18 protein-coding genes and 1 pseudogene are annotated in these 15808 nt (G+C 60.3%); 3 read left to right on the forward strand and 16 right to left on the reverse strand.

Annotation, left to right across the window (positions count from 1 at the left end; translation table 11 throughout):
• Positions 1-3: 3 nt before the first annotated feature.
• The 12 genes from A2I95_RS03280 to A2I95_RS03335 all read right to left on the reverse strand — a co-directional run bounded on the left by A2I95_RS03280 (position 4) and on the right by A2I95_RS03335 (position 10846).
• Complete coding sequence (locus A2I95_RS03280) at positions 4-852, reverse strand: tetratricopeptide repeat protein (RefSeq protein WP_291727768.1); 849 nt, start codon at positions 850-852, stop codon at positions 4-6.
• Positions 853-881: 29 nt separating this feature from the next.
• Positions 882-1472, reverse strand: a complete 591-nt coding sequence (locus A2I95_RS03285; RefSeq protein WP_291727770.1) for a tetratricopeptide repeat protein — start codon at positions 1470-1472, stop codon at positions 882-884.
• Positions 1473-1484: 12 nt separating this feature from the next.
• The gene (locus tag A2I95_RS03290) at positions 1485-2456 is read right to left on the reverse strand and encodes a type II secretion system F family protein (RefSeq protein WP_291727772.1); all 972 of its coding nucleotides are present in this window, start codon (positions 2454-2456) and stop codon (positions 1485-1487) included.
• 10 nt (positions 2457-2466) lie between these two features.
• A complete protein-coding gene (locus tag A2I95_RS03295; protein ID WP_291727774.1) occupies positions 2467-3435 on the reverse strand; it encodes a type II secretion system F family protein in 969 nt (322 codons plus the stop codon).
• Positions 3435-4865 (reverse strand): CpaF family protein, encoded by a 1431-nt coding sequence (locus tag A2I95_RS03300; RefSeq protein WP_291727776.1) that lies wholly within the window; start codon positions 4863-4865, stop codon positions 3435-3437. The genes A2I95_RS03295 and A2I95_RS03300 overlap by 1 nt, the downstream gene beginning before the upstream one ends.
• 23 nt (positions 4866-4888) lie before the next feature.
• Positions 4889-6118, reverse strand: a complete 1230-nt coding sequence (locus A2I95_RS03305; RefSeq protein ID WP_291727777.1) for an AAA family ATPase — start codon at positions 6116-6118, stop codon at positions 4889-4891.
• 154 nt (positions 6119-6272) lie between these two features.
• Positions 6273-6902, reverse strand: coding sequence for an OmpA family protein (locus A2I95_RS03310; RefSeq protein WP_291727779.1), 630 nt, complete (start codon positions 6900-6902; stop codon positions 6273-6275).
• Positions 6903-6917: 15 nt separating this feature from the next.
• Entirely contained in the window at positions 6918-8324 is a 1407-nt protein-coding gene (locus A2I95_RS03315) for a type II and III secretion system protein family protein (RefSeq protein ID WP_291727781.1), read from the reverse strand.
• Between the two features lie 215 nt (positions 8325-8539).
• Positions 8540-9397 (reverse strand): Flp pilus assembly protein CpaB, encoded by an 858-nt coding sequence (gene cpaB, locus A2I95_RS03320; RefSeq protein ID WP_291727783.1) that lies wholly within the window; start codon positions 9395-9397, stop codon positions 8540-8542.
• 149 nt (positions 9398-9546) lie between these two features.
• Positions 9547-9723 carry a hypothetical protein gene (locus A2I95_RS03325; RefSeq protein WP_164982748.1) on the reverse strand — a complete coding sequence of 59 codons (177 nt, stop codon included), beginning with the start codon at positions 9721-9723 and terminating at the stop codon, positions 9547-9549.
• A 347-nt stretch (positions 9724-10070) separates the two neighbouring features.
• The gene (locus A2I95_RS03330) at positions 10071-10262 is read right to left on the reverse strand and encodes a Flp family type IVb pilin (protein WP_027259860.1); all 192 of its coding nucleotides are present in this window, start codon (positions 10260-10262) and stop codon (positions 10071-10073) included.
• A 392-nt stretch (positions 10263-10654) separates the two neighbouring features.
• A complete protein-coding gene (locus tag A2I95_RS03335; RefSeq protein ID WP_027259859.1) occupies positions 10655-10846 on the reverse strand; it encodes a Flp family type IVb pilin in 192 nt (63 codons plus the stop codon).
• A gap of 355 nt (positions 10847-11201) precedes the next feature.
• Here A2I95_RS03335 and A2I95_RS03340 point away from each other — a divergent pair, with 355 nt between their 5' ends.
• On the forward strand, positions 11202-12011 hold the full coding sequence (locus A2I95_RS03340; RefSeq protein WP_291727788.1) for a lytic transglycosylase domain-containing protein: 810 nt from the start codon (positions 11202-11204) through the stop codon (positions 12009-12011).
• A 7-nt stretch (positions 12012-12018) separates the two neighbouring features.
• Here A2I95_RS03340 and A2I95_RS03345 read toward each other — a convergent pair whose 3' ends face one another.
• Positions 12019-12588, reverse strand: coding sequence for a TetR/AcrR family transcriptional regulator (locus A2I95_RS03345; RefSeq protein WP_291727790.1), 570 nt, complete (start codon positions 12586-12588; stop codon positions 12019-12021).
• A gap of 263 nt (positions 12589-12851) precedes the next feature.
• Here A2I95_RS03345 and A2I95_RS03350 point away from each other — a divergent pair, with 263 nt between their 5' ends.
• Complete coding sequence (locus A2I95_RS03350; protein ID WP_291727792.1) at positions 12852-13328, forward strand: hypothetical protein; 477 nt, start codon at positions 12852-12854, stop codon at positions 13326-13328.
• A 72-nt stretch (positions 13329-13400) separates the two neighbouring features.
• Here A2I95_RS03350 and A2I95_RS03355 read toward each other — a convergent pair whose 3' ends face one another.
• The 3 genes from A2I95_RS03355 to A2I95_RS03365 are packed head-to-tail and all read right to left on the reverse strand — an operon-like array spanning position 13401 to position 15012.
• On the reverse strand, positions 13401-14030 hold the full coding sequence (locus A2I95_RS03355) for a 3-oxoacid CoA-transferase subunit B (protein WP_291727794.1): 630 nt from the start codon (positions 14028-14030) through the stop codon (positions 13401-13403).
• Positions 14030-14290 (reverse strand): hypothetical protein, encoded by a 261-nt coding sequence (locus A2I95_RS03360; protein ID WP_291727796.1) that lies wholly within the window; start codon positions 14288-14290, stop codon positions 14030-14032. Before A2I95_RS03360 ends, A2I95_RS03355 begins: the two co-directional genes overlap by 1 nt.
• Entirely contained in the window at positions 14290-15012 is a 723-nt protein-coding gene (locus tag A2I95_RS03365) for a CoA transferase subunit A (protein ID WP_291727798.1), read from the reverse strand. The genes A2I95_RS03360 and A2I95_RS03365 overlap by 1 nt, the downstream gene beginning before the upstream one ends.
• A gap of 316 nt (positions 15013-15328) precedes the next feature.
• Here A2I95_RS03365 and A2I95_RS03370 point away from each other — a divergent pair.
• Positions 15329-15808 (forward strand): annotated as a pseudogene (locus A2I95_RS03370) (transposase); the annotation flags it as partial.

Consider the following 15808-nt stretch of genomic DNA (forward strand, 5'->3'; position numbering starts at 1 on the left):
GGATCAGCCGTTCTCCAGTGCCGCCAGCGAGCGCGAAGCTTCTTCAAAATGCTGCGGGTGGGTGTCGATGGCTTCACGCAGCAGGTTCTCGCCAATCTTGACGTCGCCCTGCTTTACAGCCGACAGCGCCAGCGTGTGCAGCAGCAGCGCGCGTTCAGTCTGATCCATCGGGATCACCGGCAGGGTGTAATTCCGCTGAGCGCCGCGGGCCAGAACCAGGTTGTTCTTTGCTGTGAACAGGCCTTGATTCTGGCGGATCGCCTCACCGAACAGCCGTTCGGCGGCGGCGAAATCACCGCGAGTCAGTTTGGAATAGCCCCAGTTGTTCATAACCTTGGCGGGTTTTGTCGTCAGCCCGGTAGCAATTTCATAAAAGCTGTCGGCGCGCTTCCAGTCCTTGCCGGCATCGGCCACCACGGCCTCCAGCCGGTAGCGCTCATAGGTTTCGTGGGTGGGGGGGACCTGATCCAGCTCGGCCTTGGCCGCGTCCCATTCACCGCTGCGCACCAAAGCGCCCGCCAGCTGCACATGGTCCGCACTGGTGGCGCCTTTCATCGACACCACTTTCTTCCAGGCGGCGGTGCCTTCGGTGGTGCGCTTGGCACGGATCAGGGAATGCGCCAGTCCGCGCTGCAGTTCAATCCGGTCCGGGCTGCCTTTCAAGGTGCGCTGGAAATGGGCAACCGCCTCGTTCGGGTCGGCCACTGTCAGCATCACATCGTTGAGATTGCTCTCGTCGATGACGTTTACTTCCTGAAAGGCCCGTTCCACGGTTTCATCGGCTTTCTCCGCGCAAGCCGACAAGACCAGCGCCCCTGCCAGAGAAGCGGATAGAAATAACTGCTGGCGCATTGGTGCGTCCTTTTACTGCTCTGCCTCTGTCATGGTGCCTGGCTGATCAGGTAGCTGCCGCCGCCTTGCCGCACCAATTTATAATCTTGATTTTGAGGGTCAGTATGCGCAGGATTTTCAAGCTTTGCGAGGGCCAGCCTCAAATTATCGCGGATTGCGTCACTTTCGCCATTGTCAAGCGCATAGGCGCGCTGGAACACCTGCACCGCTTCGGCGGTTTTGCCGCGCTCCATCAGCACCACGCCCAGGTTGTTCATCGGTTCCGGCCAGGAGGCGTCCGCATCCACCGCCTGGCGCAGCAGCTCTTCTGCCTGGCCCAGCCGCCTGAGGCCCAGTTTGGCACTGCCCATGCCGGACAGAACCTCAGGCGTCAGCCCGTGGTCAAGGGCGGCGCGGGTGAAGGCGTCGAGCGCCAGTTCATGCTCGCCCGCGGCCATCAGACGGTGGCCGACCAGCAGGCCGTCTTCTGCCTGCTGGCGGTGGTTGCCGCCCGGCGCCCAAGGGCTGCCTTTGTCCTGTTTCAGCCCGCCCGGCGTGCAAGCTGCCGCCAGCGCAACAACGCTGGCGGCAGCAATGCCACGGCAGAGACGGACAGGCCCGGCCCGTCCTGGTGCGTTCATGTTCCTGTTGCCTCAGTTGCCCATATTCATGATGCCCTGCACCGACGGGCCGACCAGAATGATCAGCAGCGGCGGGACTGTCAGGCCCATTGTGGCAAGGGTCATCTTCACGGGCAACTTGTTTGCGGCTTCTTCCGCGCGCATCACACGCTTGTCACGCATTTCCCCGGCATAAACCCGCAGGGCGTCTGCGATCGAGGTGCCAAAGCTGGCGGACTGGATCATCACAGTCACAAAGGAGGAGACATCCTGCACTCCGCAGCGGGTGGCCATGTCCCGCAGGACCTTGTCCTTTTCCTTGCCCGCTTTCATTTCATGCGCGACAACCTCGAATTCTTCGGCCAGATCCGGGAAAGAAGCGTGCAGCTCCTTGGCGACGCGGACAATCGCCTGGTCCAGCGATTGGCCGGCTTCGACACAGACCAGCATCATGTCCAGCGCATCCGGGAACCCGTCGGTGATCTTCTGCTTGCGCTCTTCCACCCGGCGGGTGACCCAGTATTTCGGCAGCATATAGCCGGCTGCACCGGGGCCGATGATGCGGATCGCCATCTGCTGGCTGTCATAATCGATATCGGCCTTCAGCACGTAGACAAAGAACAGCCCCGCCAGCAGGCCCAGAATGCCCAGAGCAAACTGCAGAAAATGGAACAGGCGCACCGAGTCCTTGGAGTGATACCCGGCCTGGCGCAGCTTCAGCTCCATCGCGGAGAGTTCGTCTTCGTTCTGCGGTTCCAGAAAGCCCGCGAATTTCTGCAGCTGCTCGTTGCGGTCGGCCTGGCGCAGCCGCTGCTTTTGCGGTTTGTTCCGGGTTTCGGGCGCCATGTTCTTTTGCAGCTTCTTCAGCGGGTCCTCGGGCTGGTTCAGCAGCAGCGGAACCGCCAGCAGGATCATGAACAGCCCGGCAATGCCAAGCGCCAGGAGCGGGCCGAACTCGCCGAATTGCGATGTCAGGTAATCGTTTATTCCGGTCAGAAATTCCACGGTCCCCTCCTTACACTTTGATGTTGGTCAGCACGCGCATGACGATCAGATTGGCAGTCAGCATCACACCCACCGCAAAACAGGCGGGGATGAACCAGGGGTGGTCCAGCACGCCGTCATAGTAATTGGGATCCTTGACCAGGATCCCGATCAGGCAGAACAGCGGGAAACCCGACAGGAATTTGCCCGACCATTGCGCCTCGGCAGTGATGGCCTTGACCCGGCGGAACAGGCGGAAGCGGGCGCGGATCACCTTGGCGAGACCTGCCAGAACTTCGGCCAGGTTACCGCCCGATTGCTGCTGGATGGTGACGGCAACGGCGAGAAAGCGCATATCTTGCATGTCCAGCCGTTCCGCCATTTCCTTGAGCGATTCACCCACATCGCGGCCATAGGCGCATTCGTCGGAGATAATGCCGAACTCGGTCGCCAGGGGATCATCAACCTCATTGGCGACGATCTGCACCGCCGAGGTGAACGGATGGCCGACGCGCAAGCTGCGCACCATCAGTTCCACCGCATCCGGCAGCTGCTCTTCGATCATGGCCATCCGCTTGGCGGCTTTCTTGTTGACCCAGAAGAACACCGCACCGACGCCGATGATGACCGCCCCCAGGATCCGGACGGGCAGGGGGGCCGAAGTGCCGATGCTGAGGCCGGCGAAGGCTACCGCAGCCAGGGCAGCCATAATCAGGATCAGCTGTTTGGGCGAAAAGGCAATTGCAGCCTTCTGCGCACGTTCCGACAGCAGCGAATAGAGCGGGATCGTTTGCGACTTGGCATGCTGGCCCAGTTCCTTGCGCAGCTGCTCCAGAACCTGTTCGCGGTTGCCGCCCTTCTCCATCATCTCCAGCCGGCGGTTCACCTTGCTGTTCAGGCTGATCGACTTGCCGAAGGTGAACAGATACAGGCCTTCGACCAGGGCCAGAACCCCAAAGAAGATCGCGCCATAAATAAGCGGCTCGGCACTCAGTTGCATCAGCGTGCCTCCATCACGGTGGGCTCATAGATCGACGGCGGCAGATCAAAGCCCCAAAGGCGGAAGCGTTCGGAATAGTGGCTGCGCACGCCGGTGGCGGTGAAATGGCCGATGATCTTGTTGTCCGGTGTCAGCCCGACCCGCTGGAAACGGAAGATTTCCTGCATTGAGATCACATCGCCCTCCATCCCGGTAATCTCGGTGATCGAGGTCATGCGGCGCGAACCGTCCTGCAGGCGGGAGGCCTGAACGATCAGGTTCACCGCCGAGGAGATCTGGCTGCGCACCGCCTTGATCGGCATTTCGATGCCTGCCATTGCAATCATGTTTTCCAGACGCGAAACGCCGTCGCGGGCCGAGTTGGCGTGGATCGTGGTCATCGAGCCGTCATGGCCGGTGTTCATGGCCTGCAGCATGTCGATCACTTCCTCGCCGCGGGTCTCGCCGACGATGATGCGGTCAGGGCGCATCCGCAGAGCGTTCTTCAGGCAGTCGCGGGGGGAGACTTCGCCCTTGCCTTCAACGTTGGGCGGGCGGCTTTCCATCCGGCCCACGTGGGTCTGCTGCAGCTGCAGTTCCGCAGTGTCTTCGATCGTGAGGATCCGTTCGGCATTGTCGATGAAGCTGGACAACGCGTTCAGCGTGGTGGTTTTTCCCGAACCGGTACCGCCCGAAACAATGACGTTCAGCCGGGTCGAAACTGCGGCTTGCAGATAGGCGGCCATCTCTTCGGTGAAGGCGCCGAATTGCACCAGGTCGTCGATACCCAGCTTGTCTTTCTTGAATTTCCGGATCGATACCAGCGAGCCATCCACCGCAACCGGCGGCACCATCGCGTTGAAACGCGAGCCATCGGCGAGGCGGGCGTCCACATAGGGGTTGCTCTCATCGACACGGCGGCCCACAGCCGAGACAATCTTGTCGATGATCCGCATCAGATGCTTCTCATCCTTGAAGGTGATGTCGCTGACCTGCAGCTTGCCATCGCGTTCAACAAAAATCTGCTGCGGGCCGTTCACCAGGATATCGCTGACCGTTTCGTCCTGCAGCAGCGCCTCGAGCGGGCCAAGGCCGGTGACCTCGTCATACAGCTCCTTGTTCAGCTGCTGGCGGTCTTCGCGGTTCAGGACGATGCCTTTTTCCGCCAGAATCTCGGTCGCAATCGTGGCGATCTCGGATCGCAGCTCTGCCTCGCCTGCACGTTCCAGCGCGGCCAGGTTCAGGTTCTCCAGAAGCTCCCGGTGCAGCTGGATCTTAATCTCGCCCAAACGCTCCTTGCGCTTGCGGTCCTTGTCCATCGGCTGCGCCTCGGCGGCCTTGCGCTGGACCGGCCGCCGCAGACTGGCAGCAGGCGCGGCAGCGGCCGTTGCAACCGCAACCGGCTCAGGCGCGGCAGGTTTGGCCGCTTGCTTCTTGTACTTGGAAAACATTAACTCACCCCCGGTTAAGCCGCTCAGGCGGCTTCGGCTTCACTTCGGCCCAGTGCGTGCAGCGAGGCTGCAAGCTTGGCGATTTCTTTGCGCAAGGGATTCTTCGCTGCCGAAACGGCCAGCGGCAGCCCGTGGTCGCAGCTCTGCAGAACCTGCTTGCCGCCATCGGGCAGCTGCAGGTCGATAGAGATGCTCAGGGATTCGGCCATCCGTTTGACCCGGCTTTTGCCGGCAAGGTCGGTGAACTTCGGTGCCCGGTTCAGGGCAAAGCGCAATTTCTCGAACGGCAGATCCTCGGACTGCAGCGCCCGTTTCATGCGCAGGGCGTTCTGTGCCGAGCGCATGTCCAGCTCGATCATCGCAAAGTAGACATGCGCCATGTTCAGAACGGTTTCAGACCATTGCACCAGCGTATGGGGCATGTCGACGACAACAAAGTCGAAGTGGCTGCGTGCCATCCCGATCACCCGTGTGATATCTTCGGGCGAAAGCAGATCCAGCGGCACCAGCTCGGACGGTGCCGTCAGAACCTGCAGCTTTTCCTGGAACGGCAGCAGCGCCTGGCCGAACAGATCCGCGTCCATGCTTTCCGTTTCGCTGAGCATTTCCATCACCACCTCGCGGCGGGGCAGGTCAAGGTAGGTCGAGACCGAACCGTGCTGCAGATCCAGATCCAGCAGGCACACTGTGGGCTCGTCATGTTCGCTGAGCGCTGCAAGCTCCCAGGCCAGGTTAACAGCCATGGTGGTCGATCCGGTGCCGCCTGCCAGTCCGTGACAGACAATCACCGCGCCTTCGCGCTGGCTGCCGGACTGCAGCTGGTGCGGGTTCTGCGCAACTTCCGGTTCCGGCGCCTGCAGCCGTTCGATGGCAGCCTGCAGTTCCTGTTCAGGCAGAGGGTAGGGCACGAATTCGTCCGCGCCCTGGCGCAGCAGCGTATGCAGCGCCGCCGGGGTCACGTCCTCGGCGATCAGGATCACCTTGATGCCGCGCGATTTCGCCTGGCTGATAATCTCTCCCATCAGCGGCAGATCACCCTCATCGGCGCTGTCGATGGCCAGAGCCACAAACTGCAACGGCTCTGCCTCGGTCTGGCCAAAGAAAGCCAAGGCCTCGGTGAATCCCAGATCGCCCCAGGCCTCTCCCAGGACAGCTTCCATGTCTTCGATAAGGAGGTCGAAATTCTGCACGTCCCGGCTGATCGTGCAGGCAACAATCGCAGGTGTGTCTGTTTGCGGCATTCCGCTGCTCATCGCCATCATCCTTGTTCACTTGGGCAGACCGGGCTTTGGGCACAGTCCGCCTCTTGGAAACAATGTCGGTGGCAATCTAGGCGATATTGGGGCCAAAAATCCCCAAATCTGGGGAATTGTTACTGCTTCGTAACCAGCTGGCCGCGACTCTTGCCTACTGCAGCGTGCGCTCCAGCGACTGCTGTTCAGTCAGCGTGGTGGCCGGAACCGCGCTTTCCAAGTATTCGCGATAGATGATCTGGGCGTATTTGCCGTCCAGCACCGTCGGGTGGCGTTTCAGGAAACCGCTTACCTCAGTCACCGTCCGGCGGTTGCGGCGTTCGCGCTCAGGTGTCGGGATCAGCGGCTGGGTTTCGCCGTGCGAGACCACCGCCTCCAGCCGGCTGCGGCTGATGCCGCGCGAAACCAGGTAGTTCACAGCCGCACGGGCCCGGCGCAGGCCGAGGGATTTGTTATAGGCATTGCTGCCGACCGCGTCGGTGTGGCCGAAAACGCGGAAGCGCACTTCGGGGAATTGCTTGATCCAAACCGCCTGACGGTCCAGCACCGACCGTGCCGTCTGATCCAGCCGGGCGCTGTCAAAATCGAAGTTGATCGTCGTGGGCACTTCCTTGGCGAACCGGCTTGCCAATTGGATGGCAAAGCTGCGTTCGCCGCTCATCACCGCCGCATTGTTGAGGGTCGACTCACCAAAGTCTCCTGAGCGGTTCAGCTCACGGCCGGCCTCCCGTTCGCAGGCGGCCACGGCCAGAAGAATGCCGAAAATTGCAGCGGTTCTGATCATTTGTGCCACTCCCTATCAGTCCAGCACGTAGCCGTAAGAGCCATTGAAGTCCTGCTTGGCGACTTCGGCCGCCGGGCCGTTTTTGGTACGGGAGGTGCGCCCGAACAGGAACAGATCCTTTTCGCTTGGCGGTGCAACCCGGTCGGTCGGCAGCGTCAGCGCCTCGCCGCGGGTCGGGGTCACCAGATGCGCGCTGACGATGATCACCAACTCGGTCTGCTCGCGCTGATAGTCGGCGCTGCGGAACAGCGCGCCCAGCACCGGGACATCGCCCAGCCAGGGCAGCTGGGAAGAATTGTCGAGAAATTCGTCGCGGATCAGCCCGGCAATGGCAAAGCTTTCCCCATCGCGCATTTCCACCGTGGTGGATGTTTCACGGCGCGTGAAGGCGTCGATGGTCAGGCCGCTCAGCTCCAGCGCATTGGAGGGGTCGATGGCCGACACGGCGGCATTCAGTTCAAGATTGATTAGATCGCCGTCAATCACCCTGGGGATGAAATTCAGCTCGATCCCGAAGGGTTTGAATTCAACAGTGATGACGCCGCCTTCTTGAGCAATCGGAACCGGGTATTCGCCGCCGGCCAGGAACTTCGCCTCCTGCCCCGACAGGGCGGACAGGTTGGGTTCCGCCAGGGTGCGGACTACGCCCTTTTGCTCCAGTGCTTCCAGCAGCAGGCTGACCTGGACTGAACCGGCGTTGAAGCCGAACAGGAAGGCGCCAGTGTTTTCGTTGGCGGCGGGGATGTTGCCAGCCAGAGAGTTGGCCAGCGCGCCGGATGTGTTCAGTGTGTTGATGCCGCCGGTGCGGCCATTGCCGGTGCCGCCGTTAAAGCCCAGCGAGGCGCTTAGCGATTTTGAGACCGAGCGCTGCATTTCGGCAAAGCGGACCTTGAGCATGACCTGCTGCACACCGCCGACCGACATCAGATTGCTGACCCGTTCCGGTGCATAACGCTCTGCCAGGTCCAGCGCCCGCTGCAGCCGCACTGCGCTGGAGACGGTGCCGGACAGCACGATGCCGTCATTGGCGGTGCGGACTTCGATTTTTTCGTTGGGCAGGATCTGGCGCAGGCGTTCCTTGAATTCGGTCACATCCGCGGCCACCCGCACATCGACATTGGTGATCAGCCGGCCAGAGCCGTCCAGCAGCGTCAGCGTGGTCAAGCCGGGTGATTTGCCCAGTACATAGATAGTGCGGTCGGACAGGGAGGAGATATCAGCAATGCCGGGATTGGCGATGCTGAGCTCAGCAAAAGGGGTTTCGCTTTCAACCACCACGGCGCGGTTCATCGGCACGTCCAGCCTGGATGCCGTGCCTTTTTTCACCACCCGCAAGGATTGCGCTGATGCCCCGTCTGCCTGAGGCATACCAAAAAGCGATAGCCCCAGCAGGGCCGCCGCTACAAACCGTCCAATTGCCATGTGACCTGCCTTTCCGATCACGCCTCAAAATCCGGGTCTTTTTGCCCGCTCTTTCGGGCACTGTGGTGCAGATCCCGAATTATTGCAAGAATCAATGGCTTCGGGGGTGTTCCTGACCAGCGGCCATTGTGGGGCCTGCGCAACAGGCAAAACAGCCGCCCTTCGTTGAAAAGGGGCGGCTGAGCCTGTTAACGGTCTGCGCGGAAATGAAATTCTTAGTTTGTGCATGGGATCGGAATTTCCACAACTTCAGCGCCGCGGCGTGTGCGGATGGTGCAGACTTTTTCCTTTTCCACTTCTTGCGGCGCTTCCAGCGCGCCCAGGCCCAGAAGCGTGCGCTGATCCACTTCAACAACGGAGGCGATGGTGTCATCCCCGGCGCCAACCAGGGCCAGTGACAGCCGTCCGGTGGTTTGCGCCTGTGCCAGGGCGGCGACCTGCCTGGGGTGGGCCGCAACGGTGACAGTGCGGGCGATGATGGCTTCATTGATGTCGCCGCCGGCGCTTTGGTCGACGGCTACCAGTTCCACATTGGTTTGAATCAAACGGGTGACCTCACCGCGGTCGCCGGCCGAACCCGGCATCATGCCGGTCCAATAGACGTCCACTTTGTCGCTAGGCCGCAGGAAGCCCGAAACACCTGAGGAGACATCCACTTTGATTGCAAAGGCGCGCATACCGCGCTGCAGCCGCGAGGTGATGCCAGCGTCTTTGCCAGGTGCCGTGACCTTGATGGCCATGATGGCCTCATCCGTCTCCATGGCGCGCAGCACCACCCGCAGATCATCACCGCTATGCGGCGGAAACAACTCTTCATGGGTGGTAAAGGCACCTTCGGGAATAGCATCTTCGGGCCAGCGCACGGTGCGCACTGCGTCCTGGGATAGCCGCTCACCGTATTTCAAGGGCTTGGTGGCGACAAAGACATCCACCAACGGCACCGCTTCGGCGCGGGCCGCGCGTTCGCGCGCCAGTTCATTCTGATAGGCCGAAATATAGTTTTTGGCCATCATGACAGCACCGCCCGCGAGGGCCACACCGACGATCAGCACAAGTCCGAAAACTGCACGCATTGTGTTACCTCTCATAGATTTCAGCCGGGGCCCCGCGGGGCGGAGCCGGCTGCTGGACAACTAGAACCGCGGCGGCACTGCCTGCCCGGTTGCCTGGCTTACCGCAGGAAAAGCGGGGAAGCCGGCAATTAGCGGGTTTCCGGCATGTCTTAGCCAAAGTTCCAGTTGCTCATAAAGTCTGCCAGCCCTTGGGCTAGGCCAAGCGCGCCGTCTTGCGTCATTCCCGCAATCAATACGGCCAGCCCGATCGCAGCGGCCGCCAGGATAACCCAGTCAACGGTTATCGCTCCGTCGTCACTGGCTATGAATGACCATAGTTTCTTCATGTTGCGGACCTCGCTGCCCGAAGGGGTTCAAGGAACGGGCCAGCCCGTCCTGAGCCGCCCCGTATGCTTAGGATCATTAAGCTTTATGAATGGGGCGTTAATAGGGCGTAATCCTGAGCTTTTTGCCTAATAGCCTGTTAATGTGCGAGGCCAGAAAGGAAGCGTTTTTCGGCATAGAGTTCGTCTTGCTTCCTATTTCCCGAGATCATCAAAATCGGCTGATATCGCCACTGAACTTTACTCGGGATCGGCTTCATTACAGAAGTGCCTAATAAAGGAGGCCGCCCTCCGAAGAGAGCGGCCAGAATTGCTGTGTCGCGGTGCGGATTAAATGCCGCCGCCTGCGATCAGGTCGGCTTCTTGCCTTTCAGGTAGGAGCCGGTGTCACTGGCCAGGGTGGACGCGCCATCCTGAACCGCGGTGTAGACCACGCCGCCCAGTGCGGCGACAGCTGCGGTCAGAACGACCCAGTCAACGGTCACGGCGCCAGATTCGTCTTTGCGGAAGTCTTTGCGGAATTTGGTGAAGAATTTGATCATGGCTGGTCCCTCCAAAGGATTTCTGAATAGGTGTTCTCTCACCGTTGCGTCAGGGTCTGCTCTCTCACCTGCTGGACCACTGACCGGCTTGGGTAGGTACATATGGCCAGTGGAGCATGGCAGGATTGGGGCGAGAATTCGGAATTGGCTGCCCAATTTTAACTTTTTGGCAAGAAACGCACATGTGCGGCAGGGCGTCTGCTGCGGCTAAGCGGAAGAAATCTTGCGGGGTTGGCTGATCTTCCTGCGTACCGGGACTTTTGGAGTTCCAGCCGGTTGAAGATGCAAGCCCGGTCTTTCCCGCAAGGGATTGGAAACGGAAAAGGCCGCCCCCCGAAGAGAGCGGCCCGACTTGCGGTGTCGCGATGCGGCTTAGATGCCGCCGCCTGCGATCAGGTCGGCTTCTTGCCTTTCAGGTAGGAACCGGTGTCGCTCGACAGGGTGGACGCACCATCCTGAACCGCGGTGTAGACCACGCCGCCCAGTGCGGCGACAGCTGCGGTCAGCACAACCCAGTCAACGGTCACGGCGCCGGATTCGTCTTTGCGGAAGTCTTTGCGAAAGCTCTTGAAAAACTTGATCATGGTTCGGTCCCTCCAAAGGATCTCTGAATGTGTAATCCCGCCATCTCGCCAGGGTCTGCTCTCTCACCTGCTCGACCACTGTCCGGCTTGGATGAATACATATAGCCAGTGCAGCGTGGCAGGATTTGGGCTGAAATCCGGAATTAGCCGCCCAATTTTTACTTTTCGGCAATAACTTTCATACCTCGTTGTTTTTGCGTCATTAATTTTTTGTTACCGCAGCGTGTCCCGTGATATTTCAGCGCCAGTCCGGGGCAAATAAGGCGGGTGTGCCAGATTCCGGGGCAGGAATACTGGCCTTCGGGCGCCAATTTTCACAGATTGGAACGAACTGGAACCACAGGCAGGCAGGGCAATGTCATTCGGGAACGCTGTATTGGCGCTGGCAACCTGTGCCGTGCCACTGGCTGCAGTGGCGCAGGAGGTGCAGCCCCGGCCTTTTCCGCAGTTCGAGGCAAAACGCATCAAGCCGCCGGCGCCGGGCACCGGCAAGCGCATTACAATACAGATTGAGCCGGCGCCTGCGCCAGAACCCCTAGCGCCTGCTGCGGTGACTGCCGCAGACAGCGGTGCAAAGCCGGCCGGCCGTTATGGCTGGTTCTGGGATAAGGTTGCGTTTGGACTAGAGGGATCGGGGCCGGGGCGTCTGGATGACGCCTTGCAGGCCTTGAGCGGAGCCAAAGACCTGGCGGCCCCGCGGTTGCAACTGATGCAGGATATTGTGCAGGAACGCGGGGTGCAGATCCTGACCGAAAGCCTGGGCACCGAGGTGTCGCCGGCCTTGGTTCTGGCAGTGATCGCTGTCGAATCCGCGGGCAAGTCCGATGCGGTCAGTTCTGCCGGGGCGCAGGGGCTGATGCAGCTGATGCCCGATACCGCCAAACGTTTCGGGGTGAGTGACGCGCTGGAGGCGCGGCAGAACATTGCTGGCGGTATTCAGTATCTCGACTGGCTGATGGGGGAATTCGGCGGCGATCCGATTTTGGTGCTGGCGGGCTACAATGCCGGCGAAGGGGCTGTGCGCTCGCATCAAGGGGTGCCGCCCTTTGCCGAGACACGCGACTACGTGCCCAAGGTTCTGGCCGCCTATCAGGTGGCGCGCGGCCTGTGCATGACACCGCCGCAGTTTTTGTCTGACGGATGCGTTTTCAGGTTGGGCAAGTAAGGCGCGGTCAGCCGTCTTTCAGATAAGGCTGCAACAGTATCCGGGCGGTTTGCAGCGCGTCGTCTGCCGGGGCAGGGGTGACTGACATGGCGGCCAGGACAATGGCACCTTCCTTCAGCATCAAAAGCTGCCGGGCCAATGCCGCCGGATCAGGCACCCCGGCTGATTGGGCCAGCGCTGTGAAATGGTCCAGCAGCATCTGTTTGTGCGCGCTGGACTGCCGGTACACCGGATGCGCATGGTTCTGAAATTCGGAGCTTGCCTTTACAAACATGCAGCCGGCAAACTCGAGCTTGGCGAACCACTCTCCTAGAGCGGTGAAAACACCGATCAACTGTCCCGCCGGTGTGTCCGACAGCTCCTCCATGCGGCCATAAAGCCAGTTGCGGAAGTTCTCGTCCCGCAGCTGCAGGACAGCAATGATCAGCTCATCCTTAGTGCGGAAGTGCTTGTACATGGAAGTCTTTGACACGCCAATTTCCTTGACCAGTGTGTCCATTCCCGTCGCGTGGAAACCGCTGCGGTAAAACACGTCCAGGGCTTTGCTGACCAATTCGTCTCGTTTGTTCGGGCGCATGATTCATCTCTGTGTGTACCGGTCTGTTCATATTGGCGGAGGATGGGGCAGGCAACTCAGATCAGTTTGACAAGCGAAAGCAGGGCATAACCGGAGTTCTGCCAGCCTGCCAGCCTGCCAGCCTGCCCAGCCGCCTGTCCGCAATGTCTTGAAATGGTGTGTTTTCTGCAAAGTTTTTGTCCTATTCCTGCCGCTGCCGCTATGGTGCAGAAATTGATAGGATTAAGCCGCTTGATTTGGCTTTGAGAGATTGGAGACAGGAATTGGATTTGGGAATTGATCCGGTGGCTCTTGCCGCGGGTTCGCAAGAGGCCACCAGCACATTTGCAATGCTCGGCCTGATCGCTTTTGCCGGGATATTCGGGCGGATGGTGTTTGTCGCATTTGCTCCGGGACTTGCAAAGGTCAACCCGTTCAGGAATTTCTCAGGCCTGGGTTTTGTGCTGCTGGCCGCGGGCCTGTTTGCAGGCGCTTTGTATGTTTCGGGTAAGCAGACCAAGGCGATTGTGCTGTTCAACCGGCATCTGGTGGATCCGGTCACCGTTACCTTGCTTGGCCGCGACAGCTGTGATCCAGCCATGGGCAGTTATTGCGTGGTGGTGTTCGAAGACGGCCGGGAGAAGATCGTCAATTGGTACGATAAGCGCGTTTACATGTATGAAATCGTCAACCCGCCCGAGGGCGCCATCTGGCACACGCAGCGTCCGCGCGCACGGCCTGGGCCTTCTGCCGGGGTTTGACCGCAGACCGGATTTGCAAAGAAAAGGCCCGCCGGAAACCGGCGGGTCCTGATTGTCAGGTCTAATCCGGGATCAGTCCACCAGGGTGGCCTGGGTCGCGCTGCGGATATCGTCTTCGCTGACACCATCCGCCAACTCAACGATCTTCAGGCCGCCGTCCACGACGTCGAGAACACCCAGGTTGGTGATGATCCGATCCACCACGCCCTTGCCGGTAAGCGGCAGGGTGCAGTCCTTCAGCACCTTGCTGTCGCCATGCTTGTTGGTGTGGTCCATCACTACGACTACGCGGCCGACGCCTGCTACCAGATCCATGGCGCCGCCCATGCCCTTGACCAGCTTGCCGGGGATCATCCAGTTCGCCAGATCGCCGTTTTCAGCCACTTCCATCGCGCCCAGGATCGCCATGGCAATCTTGCCGCCGCGGATCATCGCAAAGGACTGCGCGCTGTCGAAATAGGCGGTCTGCGGCAGCTCGGTGATGGTCTGCTTGCCGGCGTTGATCAGGTCGGCGTCCTCCTCCCCCTCATAGGGAAAGGGGCCCATGCCCAGCATGCCGTTTTCCGACTGCAGGGTCACTTCCACACCTTCGGGGATGTAGTTGGAGACCAGCGTCGGGATGCCGATGCCGAGGTTCACATACCAGCCGTCCTGCAGCTCCTGCGCGGCGCGTGCCGCCATCTGATTGCGGTCCCAGGGCATTATGCTTCCTCCTTGGCGGGCGAAAAGACTACTACAGGGTAATCGATGAATTCTCCGGTTTGCACAGGTCGCGAGTCATTTCGTTGCTCTGCGTCACGGTCACAGCGCGTGCAAATTAGCTCAATAATCTCTTGGCGTGTGGCACCTGCCTGACTGGCCCAAACATCTATTTTGTTAGCCAGTTCTTCAAACGACGCGTCTGAGTTATCGTTTAGTTCGCGGATGAAATCTTCGACGGAACGAATTTCTGAGGGAGTCATCAACTGTTCTCCCTTTGACGGACGGTGCGCTGTTCGATGCGTTTCTCGTGATCACCTTGGATGATGCGGTGCACATAGATGCCGGGCAGGTGAATCGAATCCGGATCCAGCGAGCCGGTCGGAACGATCTCTTCCACTTCCACGACACAGACCTTGCCGCAGGTGGCGGCAGGCGCGTTGAAGTTGCGGGCCGTCTTGCGGAACACCAGGTTGCCCGTCTCATCCGCTTTCCAGGCTTTGATGATGGCAAGATCGGCAAAGATGCCTTCTTCCATGATGTAGTCCTCCATGGCGCCGTCCGGGCCGGTGGGGAACTGCTTCTCCAGCTTGCCCTCGGCGATCACGGTGCCGACGCCGGTCTTGGTGAAGAAGCCGGGGATACCCGCGCCGCCGGCGCGCATGCGCTCGGCCAGGGTGCCCTGCGGGGTGAATTCCAGCTCCAGTTCACCGCTCAGATACTGGCGCATGAACTCTGCGTTTTCGCCCACATAGGACGAGATCATCTTATTCACCTGCCGGGTCTGCAACAGGATGCCGATGCCGAAATCATCGACGCCCGCGTTGTTGGAGGCAAAAGTCAGATCCTTGGTGCCCGCGTCCTTGATCGCCTGCAGCAGAATCTCGGGGATGCCGCAGAGGCCAAAGCCGCCCGCGGCGATGAACATGCCGTCGTGAAGCAGCCCGTCGAGCGCTTCAGCAGCGTTGGAATATACCTTCTTCATGGAGTTCTCCCAGTATGCCGGTTGCGGGATTTCTGGCTGCCGGCTGGGGCAGAGTCAATGAATACGGAGACGGGCACGTATTTCTACGGAGAACAGAAAGGGCGAGGCCCCCGCGCCTTCCTGGAGCATTTGCCTGCGGCAGATGCTCTATCAGCCTTGGGCGTGACGCCGCGTTGCGGCGCAAAAGAAAGTCTTGCTGAGAAGCCCGATAAGGCCAGGCCTGCCCTTATCGGATGGAGTGGGTGGCTCCTGCTCCACCGGCGTCGCAATGCGCGATACTGCAGTTGTCAACGACTGCTAAGAAAGGAGCCACCCAATGACAGTTAAAACAGTTGGACTGGATCTGGCCAAGGAGGTGTTCCAGGTTCGCGGGAGTTCCGCGGCTGGCCGCAAGATATTCAACAAAAAGATCAAGCGCGCGAAACTGCCCGCGTTTTTCGAGGCTCTTCCGCGTTGTGTCGTCGGCATGGAAGCCTGCGGCTCCGCCCATTACTGGGGCCGGGAGCTCAGCAGGCTGGGTCATGACGTCCGCCTGATGCCTGCGGCTTATGTCAAACCCTATGTCAAGCGCGGCAAGACCGACGCGGCTGATGCCGAGGCGATCTGCAAAGCGGTCCGCCGGCCAAGTTTAAGCTGGTCCGCGCCAGCGGATTGAACGATCCGGGGAATCGTTCAAAGGCGCAGAACGCGCTTCGTCGAAGTGAAATCCGAAGACCAGCAGGCAATCCTGGCGCTGCACCGCACCCGGGATCTCGCGGTCCGGCAGCGCACGCAGCTGGCGAATATGATCCGCCGC

The sequence above is a fragment of the Leisingera sp. F5 genome (genome assembly GCF_001593695.1).

Excerpts from the sequence above, each read along its gene's own strand:
- A2I95_RS03310 (WP_291727779.1), bottom strand. The coding sequence starts at position 6,902 with ATGATCAGAACCGCTGCAATTTTCGGCATTCTTCTGGCCGTGGCCGCC.
- A2I95_RS03300 (WP_291727776.1), bottom strand. The coding sequence starts at position 4,865 with ATGTTTTCCAAGTACAAGAAGCAAGCGGCCAAACCTGCCGCGCCTGAG.
- A2I95_RS03285 (WP_291727770.1), bottom strand. The coding sequence starts at position 1,472 with ATGAACGCACCAGGACGGGCCGGGCCTGTCCGTCTCTGCCGTGGCATT.
- A2I95_RS03280 (WP_291727768.1), bottom strand. The coding sequence starts at position 852 with ATGCGCCAGCAGTTATTTCTATCCGCTTCTCTGGCAGGGGCGCTGGTC.
- cpaB (WP_291727783.1), bottom strand. The coding sequence starts at position 9,397 with ATGCGTGCAGTTTTCGGACTTGTGCTGATCGTCGGTGTGGCCCTCGCG.
- A2I95_RS03295 (WP_291727774.1), bottom strand. The coding sequence starts at position 3,435 with ATGCAACTGAGTGCCGAGCCGCTTATTTATGGCGCGATCTTCTTTGGG.
- A2I95_RS03305 (WP_291727777.1), bottom strand. The coding sequence starts at position 6,118 with ATGAGCAGCGGAATGCCGCAAACAGACACACCTGCGATTGTTGCCTGC.
- A2I95_RS03360 (WP_291727796.1), bottom strand. The coding sequence starts at position 14,290 with ATGACTCCCTCAGAAATTCGTTCCGTCGAAGATTTCATCCGCGAACTA.
- A2I95_RS03335 (WP_027259859.1), bottom strand. The coding sequence starts at position 10,846 with ATGATCAAGTTTTTCAAGAGCTTTCGCAAAGACTTCCGCAAAGACGAA.
- A2I95_RS03325 (WP_164982748.1), bottom strand. The coding sequence starts at position 9,723 with ATGAAGAAACTATGGTCATTCATAGCCAGTGACGACGGAGCGATAACC.
- A2I95_RS03315 (WP_291727781.1), bottom strand. The coding sequence starts at position 8,324 with ATGGCAATTGGACGGTTTGTAGCGGCGGCCCTGCTGGGGCTATCGCTT.
- A2I95_RS03345 (WP_291727790.1), bottom strand. The coding sequence starts at position 12,588 with ATGCGCCCGAACAAACGAGACGAATTGGTCAGCAAAGCCCTGGACGTG.
- A2I95_RS03330 (WP_027259860.1), bottom strand. The coding sequence starts at position 10,262 with ATGATCAAATTCTTCACCAAATTCCGCAAAGACTTCCGCAAAGACGAA.
- A2I95_RS03355 (WP_291727794.1), bottom strand. The coding sequence starts at position 14,030 with ATGCCCTGGGACCGCAATCAGATGGCGGCACGCGCCGCGCAGGAGCTG.
- A2I95_RS03365 (WP_291727798.1), bottom strand. The coding sequence starts at position 15,012 with ATGAAGAAGGTATATTCCAACGCTGCTGAAGCGCTCGACGGGCTGCTT.
- A2I95_RS03340 (WP_291727788.1), top strand. The coding sequence starts at position 11,202 with ATGTCATTCGGGAACGCTGTATTGGCGCTGGCAACCTGTGCCGTGCCA.